Source organism: Nostoc sp. JL23 (genome assembly GCF_017115065.1).
Classification (GTDB): domain Bacteria; phylum Cyanobacteriota; class Cyanobacteriia; order Cyanobacteriales; family Nostocaceae; genus Nostoc; species Nostoc punctiforme_A.
Genome location: NZ_JABXKN010000106.1, coordinates 1 through 7773, shown reverse-complemented (window position 1 = coordinate 7773; position 7773 = coordinate 1). Strand labels below are relative to the sequence as shown.

Sequence of the window (7773 nt, the reverse complement as noted above, 5' to 3'; positions counted from 1 at the left end):
TTTTTACTCCAGCTTTTTATTATCCCATGTTATTTATATTAAGGATGAGTCTATTGTATTCATTCCACATTGCTTGACCGCACGAAGGATATTTTTTTTGAACACAATCGAGTACTTCAAACGATGTTGCCTCTGGTTTTAGACTTTTCCTTGCCAAGTTTTTGTACCATTATTTCGCTACAAGGTCAAGATTACAGGATTTTTACTCTTCTCTAGTAAGTTTTGCCACGCTAGGTAATTTCATTCATGCGTTCGATTCTGTCAGCTATGTCACGAGCTGCGTGATTTAGTTCTGAGAAGTTCATAGATTTTTTTAAATATTATTGAGGTAGCTACCATTTATAATTCCCTCTTAGAAGGAAACAAACTATAAAAAATAGGTTTTAGCTAGATAAACATGAGATTCGGTTCATTTTCTGAGGGGTCACTGGTACTCATGAGGTTGAAGTCAAAAAATGAGGGGGGTAATGGGTAGAGAAAGTGCGATCGCACTTCTCACCCCACTCCCCACTAGCGCGATCGCTCCAAATTATCAGCGCGGTTATTGGGCATTAACGGCTTGGAATTTCATCGGCTGAAAGCTTTACAGTGCATATCTTAGAGGGCGTTCCATACCCTCTGATTTTTTCTATATATATAAAAACACGAGGGTATGGAACATCTACTCACTGGCTTTAAATTTCCTCTGTTGGGCGTTGGGCGTTGGGCATTGGGCATTGGGGAATTAGTTGGTTGGCGATTGGGTGTTGTCGTCTGCAAAAGCCCTTTGTCAAGTACTAGTCGCCTTCACTTTATTCTCCAGCCTTAACACGCTGCCCCGTGAAAGTAAACGTTACTGCTACTGGGGCATAATCATTAAGCGGATTTGCATTTAATGAGAAGAACTTTAGTGTTGCTGTTGCTTTCACTATTCCAGCTTTCGGATCAAATGTCGCACGAAAATCGCTTCTGGTGAAGTTGCCGGGTAATGTCGTTGTTGGATAGCTGAAGTTAAGTCCTGTGGCAGTAATCTCTGTGCCTGAGGTACACTTCCAACGACCTTGCACATTACCAAAGGGTTGGAAAGAGGGATTACTAACACTTTGGGCTGAGGCACTGGTCACAAAGTTACCATCTTCAGTGAATGTCGTAATCCCAAAAGACGAACCGAAGTCACCAGATAGTTTCGTGAGGTACGTACCCGTCACAAGTTGGCGACAATCGTTTTTGGTGTAGGCTGAGACTTTGTGCATATTCACCACATCTGTAATAGTGAGTGCCGACAATACACAAATTGTTAACGTGGCAAAAGCATTACGAGTTTTCATTCAAAAATATCCACTTATAAGTACATAAACTTATTGACTCAAAGTTGAGTTTACAACGTCACACCAGAAAATCCTCGTTTAGATATCTAAACGAGGATTTTTAGTATTGAGAAACATGATTCTCACATCTTCTGTGGATGGTGCTAATGGTGTAGCAAGGTTAAACAGTTATGCAAATCATGTGTCAAATCGTTATAGTCTGTGGATCACAGGGTCTACAGTCTGGTAATGAAAATCAATCGGCATGGACGCGCTAAGGTTCTCACACAGTCAGAGATACAGCTAATTTTCAGTGATGGCTTAGAAAATGACCGCGATGGCAACGAGAACACCGCAGGCATCGCACTTTGTTCGGTGTCTGCCTATTTAGTGCTTGCCGTATCCGCGAATGCTGTACGCTACAAACTCAAGATATCTACACACCCAAGGGCAATGTCAGACCCCGGCTGGTGATTCGGAAATCTTACACGAAGGGGAAGCTGGCTACTAGATCAATCCCAGTGATTGAAGACTTACGGCGGTTATTGAGTGATATCTCGACATTGGGGTTTAAATCGGCACACAGTAGGGATTAAGACCGTATTAGGCATCACCGTGGTCGGGTAGGCGAACTTATTGACAAAATATCACCCCAGATATACATTGCTGAAACTATTACTGTAAAAGGATTACGATTACAGCCTTAACGAACAATTTCCCCGTTTCGGCGTTCGCTGAGGTTTTCGGGGTTTGTCAATAGTGTGCGTTTTGGTGATTGCAGTTTTGATTGTGGCTTATCAAGTAAAAAGCGCGTAACTTTCGGTATCACTGCTCATTTCACCCTTTGCACTATGCTGCCACTATGACCCAATCAAGGTTTGAGGCTTTATTTTCTAATAGAAATTCCCAAATCTAGCTAAAATTTGGAAACCAAAGTCTCGTAAGCCTTGCAGCGATTGCTTTCTCCAAGACTGATGAAAGAGGGCTAAGTAAAATTTCCCATTTTTCCCTATTCACGCAACAACGCCTATCGTCAAGGTTTCTGAGCTATGGTGCAGGCATGGTCAAGCAATTCCTCCCCATGTGCGAAGTCGCCTTGCAGTGTATCCGCCGTATCTGTCAGCAAGATGAAGCCATCGCTTCCATCCTCGAATACCACCCCCAGCACCACGAGAGTCTGGCGTTTCATGTCATGTACTATGGATTGTTGTACATCTTGTGCCAGCAGCACGAATGGATTCACGCCTTGCAAACTTGCGGAATCGACGCGCCTGGCCCGATAGGGATGCCCATCCAGATGGAAAGGCAGATTCGCCCAGTGCGACCCAATGGCGCTTAAGTGGGCGCGTAGTTGCGCCCGCACGTCGGGGGCTATGCAATCGATATGGATGTGCAACTGGTTCTGGCTGCGTCCAAAGGCAGAATTGACCGCCATGCCTATCGCATCCCTCGCCAGCGTTCGTCCCAAGCGCTGCGATATTAGAGCGCGCGAGTCCCAGGCGAACTTCCAGTAATTTGGGGTATTCCTCGCCAGCAGGCTAGCGCTTTCAATGCCGGAAATCCGGGCAGTTGGTAGAAGCAGATATTGCGTCTTTCCTACCCGGTCTTTCAACAGGGCATAGCCCTGTTTCAAATCAACCAAGGTGCAAGGCGCGGGATTGCCTTGCTTTTCTTGGTTGGGGACGCAAGCCTCATGGACGATGCGCCACAAGGCATCGCTCTTGCTAGTATGATCGGCGGCAATCAAACCTGTCACCGCACTTACCAGTACTAGCGCGGTGCCAGCCCTGCGCCAGAGACGGGACTTGGGCAAACCTCTTGTAGAAAATAGGTGCATTACTTACTATGTGGGATTGACAGTATACAAATTCTTAAAAGTTTACCAATTACTACTTGAATTTGTCAAAATCGCTACCTTGCTGTGGATGGAGCATACGCCAAGGAACCATTTGTTACGGGGGTGAGGGCGCTCAAGCTGAATGTGATTAGTAAACTGCGCCGAGACGCGAATCTGCGATATGTGTTCGAGGGTGAACAGAAAGCGCGGGGAGCTAAACGCAAATATGATGGCAAAGTTGATCTAGCCGACCCTACTGGTTTGGCTTGGGTACGCGAACTACAATCAGGGGTTGAACTCTACACAGCAGTTGTATGGCACGTTTCACTCAAGCGCAAAATCCGCCTGGCTTATGTACTTGACCGCCGTAAGCCTAACAAACCGAGTTATGCTGTCTTATTCTCGACAGATATCAACCAATCGACAGACGAGATTTATCGTTTCTACAAACTGCGCTTTCAAATCGAATTTATTTTCCGTGATGCTAAACAAAATACCTGCCTGAGTGATTGTCAAGCCCGTGATGTTAAAAAGCTTGACTTTCATTTCAATGTCAGTTTCGCCGCCTTAAATCTCGCCAAGCTTGATGCTCATCGACAGCAGGTGGGTCAAAAACCCTTTGTCTTTTCAATGGCGAGTGTCAAGCGACGGGCACTCAATGACCATTTGCTCGACACCTTTATTTCAACGTTAGGACTTTCGCCGACTGTAATTAAATCCCATCCTAACTACCAAAACCTACGTTCCTACGGCGTTATTGCTGCCTAATTTTGTCCGAAGCATTACCACAACAAGAATTTGGTTTAAATGTGATTGCACTGGTGGGCGCGTTACGCTACCAAGAACAGAGAAGCATAGCTCAAATTCATCAACAGCTTCGCAATCGTGGTGTAGAAGTAAGCGAGCGTAGTGTTACTCACTTGTTAGAAAGATATGACGAATTAGTTGCATTGTGGTTAAGTGACCACTCAAGACTCAAAGCTATAGCCAAAAAGCAAGGGCGATTGATATTAGCAATCGATGGGATGCAGCCGGATGTTGGACATGAAGTACTGTGGGTAATTCGAGATTGTTTATCAGGAGAAATTTTATTGGCAAAAACCTTACTTGTAATTCGAGGAACAGTCCAGTTAGCTTCAGCCATTGCTACTGCACTTCATTCTTTTACAGCCCAAGATTTGTCTCAGGTTTGTGTTCAGACTTGGCAACAATTACGCTCTGATTTATGCCAACATCAACTTAATCGCATTGAACAACTACGATTCCGTCGAAATCCTGAAGCTTACTTGGCTACTCTTGAGCAACTACTTCTCTAGCAAACTTTGCGGTTCTAGGTCAAAACGACCTGATCTGCCAGAGCAAAGCGATTACTGTCAAGGTATTATACGCGGTCCGGTGAAAGTTTCAGTCCCTGCTACTGGGGCATTATCTTGGAGCGGATTCGCGTTTAGTGAGAATGACCTCAGTGTTGCTTTTCCTTGCAGTATCCCAGCTTTTGGATCGACTGTCGCATTAACATCGCTTCTAACAATTGCGCCAGGTAATGTCGCTGTTGGGTAACTGAAGTTGAGTACCGTGGCAGTAAAATCTCTGTCTGAGGTACACTTCCAACTGCCTTGTCCGTTGCTATAAGGTTGGGAGGAAACACCACTTTGGTCTGAAGGAGAGGGAGCACCACTTTGGTTTGAGCCAGTAAAAAAATAGTCACCATCTCGAGTAATCGTCATAAGTAAGCTAAACAGACCGAAGTCACCAGAGACTTTCGTGATGTACGTGCCTGTCACGAATCTGCGACAATCTGCTATGTAATGAGCTGAGGCTTGGTGCAGATTCACAAAGCCCACGATACCGAGTACCAACAATACACAAATCATTAACGTGGCAAAAGCCTTACGAGTTTTCATTTTAGAACTTCCACTGATAAGTACACAAACTTATTAATTCACATTTTGGGGTGCGAGTAGCAACGGATACTGTTGGCGAAACATTCCTTAATACCCTCAAAGCTTTAGCAGCCAGTCTGTATCGCTCCACCTGGCAACCCGATTTCAATATTTTGTATAATTTCCGGTGTTGGGGATTTAGTGCCGGGTTTCCCCCACCAAAAGCTCCCCAACACGGAAACGCTATTTACTTACCACTGTCTTGAAGTGACGAGGAAATTTGGAGTGCCATTACCACCATGACTACCAACAGCAGAAATTTCCACTAGACTATCTGTGGCTTTGCCACTACCATTATTGATCACGTATGTAGAATCACCCGGATGTCCATTTGGAACAAACAGTTGTGGGTGATCAAATGGCGCCTTTTCATAGCGGACTCGCTCATCAGTGAGCGATTTGAGGAAGGCTACCAAGTCATTTTTTTCGGCTTCAGTTAGTCCCAACACGGCAAGGGCGCTTTGCTGGCGGAAGTCTCCGCCACGATTGTATAAGTCTACCACTTGCTGCAAAGTTAAAGAACCACCATTGTGGAAATAAGGGGCAGTCAGTTCAACATTGCGGAGTCCAGGAGTTTTAAAACTACCATCCGCAAGTATTGTGTCCTTAGAGCTAACTGTGGTGTTGGATGGGGAACCGAGAAGTTGCTGGAAACTTCCCAGTAGAGCCAGTCTCGTTTCCGAAAGCGGATTCCCAAATGGGTCATTACCTCCAACACTAACATCTTCTAATGTCGGTCTGATGCCGATATTGAAAAAGCCATTGTCAAAGACGAATCTACTGAAATTAGGGATCTTAAGAATCCCAATCCTTTGTTTCTGCACAGAACTCACAGAAGCACTGCTAAGTTCTGCCCCATTATGACAAAGGTTGCATTGAGCTTTACCCTCGAACAGTTGTTTCCCCCGTTGCTGTTGCCCAGTTAGGGCAGTGGTGTTTCCTTCCAAGAAGCGATCAAGTGGGGTATCGTTAGCGATGAGCGTAGATTCGTACATTTGAATTGCCAGCCCAAAAAATAGCGAGAAGTTGTACTCTATTAACCTGTACTCATTGGTTTCCAAAGAGCGATCCGGTTTCTTAACAAAAGTTCTCACACCCTTAGCATCAATTTGAATCAGTTGATTAGACTTCCACCACTCCGGCTTGAAGGCATCTTTAATTAGGCGATCATAGCTTTCATTTCTCAGTCCGGGTTCAGGCCATCTGCTATCTGTACCTAAAACACTGTCCTGTGGATGCACAAGTTGTTTCCCTAGCGGTCTCAGAGGAAATAACTTTTTAGCAAGTTTTCTGGGGAGCTTCTTACCCTTGCTAACGCTGGCGGATTTGCGATCAATTGATCCGAACTTATCACCTATTTCTTCAAAGGTAAGACCATCAGAAGATTCCTCGAAGGAGCTAAGTGGTGGATCGACTGCTTGAGAAGCTAAAGACGAATTATTGAGGCTAACTTTGACAAATTTTAGCTGATTTGGAGTCTGTGCTTTCACGACAGAAGCATGAGAATCTCTCAAACCAAAGGAATTCACTCCATTAAAGATGTTTTGCGCCCTACCGTCCCAGAAGTTGCGGAAGTTAAATACTGCATTAATCGCAGTTGGCGCGTTACGTGGCTCGACGCGACGTACATTTATACCTCCCACGTTAAACACGGGATCTGGTTTAAGCGTTACTTGGTCTTCTGCATTACCCGGTATTACATCAACAAACTTAGTATTGATAACTCCTTGAGAGGAGGCGATATCATTCCGGTCAGACACAACTGTTGTCGGATCATTTGGATTTGACAACTTGTGAAAGGGAAAATCTTCTGGCTGGAGCTGGTAGTTCGGCCCACCGCCGACATTAAAAACCGTATCTGGGTTTTCTGTGCCATCGGCGTTGATCCGCATCAGACCAGGAGATATCTGATTTTTTGATCTGTTGTCGGCTCCGGCATGGAAATGGCAAGTAGCACAGGAGGTTTTTCCATCGCTACCAACTTGCATATCCCAAAAAAGAGCCTTTCCTAACTTAATGGCGGCTACTTTGTCTTTTATAAAGTCTCCAAGATTATCAGGCTCTGGAACCGAAACAGTCTTGAGAGAAGCTAGAGGTGGAAACGCCGTAACCTGGGCAGATACAGTATTTCCAGCTATTACTGCTGCCACAACGATCGCAGCAAGTGTTATAGTTTTTGAAAGTTTTGATACTATCCCGTTAGGTTTTACATAACCAGATTCCCCCCTTTTACGCTTTGGATCAACTGGAAATTTAGATGATGCTCCACGAGACTCTTGGTCATTAAAAGACCATAATTTGAGATTTTTTAAACTCCGAATTCCCTGCTTGATCTGCACTACCATCGATTTGAGCAAAAATCGACCATTGCCGGTTAGCAGCAAAAACATTGGAAAGGTAGCAAAAAGCAACCCTAAACTGACTATCCGTAAAATTACCATATTTTCATATCAGAAAACACTTAAAATTTTACTACTTATCTAAAGCTTTTTACTTATTATCAGCCGTATAAAATGTGACTATTTTTATTTGATTAATAATAAATGTAGAGAGGAAAAGGTTAGGTTGTGAGTAAGTTTTGTCAATAGGTCTAAGTATATAAATAAATCTGCATCAGAATAATAATCGTAATAGGGGTATGAGTATCATCCGGATGCTGTTGGCGAAATATTCCTTAACATTTTAAAACCCTAGAAATGCCAAAGTG

Annotated in this window: 8 protein-coding genes and 1 pseudogene; 5 read left to right on the top strand and 4 right to left on the bottom strand. The window is 44.2% G+C overall.

Annotated features, from left to right (window positions below; all coding sequences use genetic code 11):
• Positions 1-652 precede the first annotated feature (652 nt).
• Positions 653-808, top strand: a complete 156-nt coding sequence (locus tag HWQ42_RS21410) for a hypothetical protein (protein WP_292815935.1) — start codon at positions 653-655, stop codon at positions 806-808.
• Here HWQ42_RS21410 and HWQ42_RS21405 read toward each other — a convergent pair.
• Positions 792-1307 carry a hypothetical protein gene (locus tag HWQ42_RS21405; RefSeq protein WP_292815933.1) on the bottom strand — a complete coding sequence of 172 codons (516 nt, stop codon included), beginning with the start codon at positions 1305-1307 and terminating at the stop codon, positions 792-794. The two genes, HWQ42_RS21410 and HWQ42_RS21405, sit on opposite strands and share 17 nt — an antisense overlap.
• 228 nt (positions 1308-1535) lie before the next feature.
• Here HWQ42_RS21405 and HWQ42_RS21400 point away from each other — a divergent pair, with 228 nt between their 5' ends.
• Positions 1536-1760 carry a hypothetical protein gene (locus HWQ42_RS21400; protein ID WP_292815932.1) on the top strand — a complete coding sequence of 75 codons (225 nt, stop codon included), beginning with the start codon at positions 1536-1538 and terminating at the stop codon, positions 1758-1760.
• A gap of 559 nt (positions 1761-2319) precedes the next feature.
• Here the strand turns inward: HWQ42_RS21400 and HWQ42_RS21395 are convergent.
• Entirely contained in the window at positions 2320-3123 is an 804-nt protein-coding gene (locus HWQ42_RS21395; protein ID WP_292815930.1) for a CDP-diacylglycerol diphosphatase, read from the bottom strand.
• Positions 3124-3183: 60 nt separating this feature from the next.
• On the opposite strand from HWQ42_RS21395, the gene HWQ42_RS21390 reads away from it, so the two are divergent.
• Both HWQ42_RS21390 and HWQ42_RS21385 read left to right on the top strand, forming a co-directional pair.
• Positions 3184-3891, top strand: a complete 708-nt coding sequence (locus tag HWQ42_RS21390; protein WP_292815937.1) for a transposase — start codon at positions 3184-3186, stop codon at positions 3889-3891.
• Between the two features lie 14 nt (positions 3892-3905).
• Positions 3906-4232: pseudogene (locus tag HWQ42_RS21385) on the top strand (ISNCY family transposase); the annotation flags it as partial.
• A 264-nt stretch (positions 4233-4496) separates the two neighbouring features.
• On the opposite strand, the gene HWQ42_RS21380 reads toward HWQ42_RS21385, so the two are convergent.
• The gene (locus tag HWQ42_RS21380) at positions 4497-5027 is read right to left on the bottom strand and encodes a hypothetical protein (protein WP_292815928.1); all 531 of its coding nucleotides are present in this window, start codon (positions 5025-5027) and stop codon (positions 4497-4499) included.
• 50 nt (positions 5028-5077) lie between these two features.
• On the opposite strand from HWQ42_RS21380, the gene HWQ42_RS21375 reads away from it, so the two are divergent.
• Positions 5078-5272 (top strand): hypothetical protein, encoded by a 195-nt coding sequence (locus HWQ42_RS21375; RefSeq protein WP_292815926.1) that lies wholly within the window; start codon positions 5078-5080, stop codon positions 5270-5272.
• Here the strand turns inward: HWQ42_RS21375 and HWQ42_RS21370 are convergent.
• On the bottom strand, positions 5258-7507 hold the full coding sequence (locus tag HWQ42_RS21370) for a cytochrome c peroxidase (RefSeq protein WP_292815924.1): 2250 nt from the start codon (positions 7505-7507) through the stop codon (positions 5258-5260). The two genes, HWQ42_RS21375 and HWQ42_RS21370, sit on opposite strands and share 15 nt — an antisense overlap.
• Between the last annotated feature and the right edge of the window lie 266 nt (positions 7508-7773).

What these genes read in the sequence shown, in the direction of transcription:
- HWQ42_RS21410 (WP_292815935.1), top strand. Translation starts at nt 653, where the DNA reads ATGGAACATCTACTCACTGGCTTTAAATTTCCTCTGTTGGGCGTTGGG.
- HWQ42_RS21370 (WP_292815924.1), bottom strand. Translation starts at nt 7,507, where the DNA reads ATGGTAATTTTACGGATAGTCAGTTTAGGGTTGCTTTTTGCTACCTTT.
- HWQ42_RS21405 (WP_292815933.1), bottom strand. Translation starts at nt 1,307, where the DNA reads ATGAAAACTCGTAATGCTTTTGCCACGTTAACAATTTGTGTATTGTCG.
- HWQ42_RS21380 (WP_292815928.1), bottom strand. Translation starts at nt 5,027, where the DNA reads ATGAAAACTCGTAAGGCTTTTGCCACGTTAATGATTTGTGTATTGTTG.
- HWQ42_RS21395 (WP_292815930.1), bottom strand. Translation starts at nt 3,123, where the DNA reads ATGCACCTATTTTCTACAAGAGGTTTGCCCAAGTCCCGTCTCTGGCGC.
- HWQ42_RS21400 (WP_292815932.1), top strand. Translation starts at nt 1,536, where the DNA reads ATGAAAATCAATCGGCATGGACGCGCTAAGGTTCTCACACAGTCAGAG.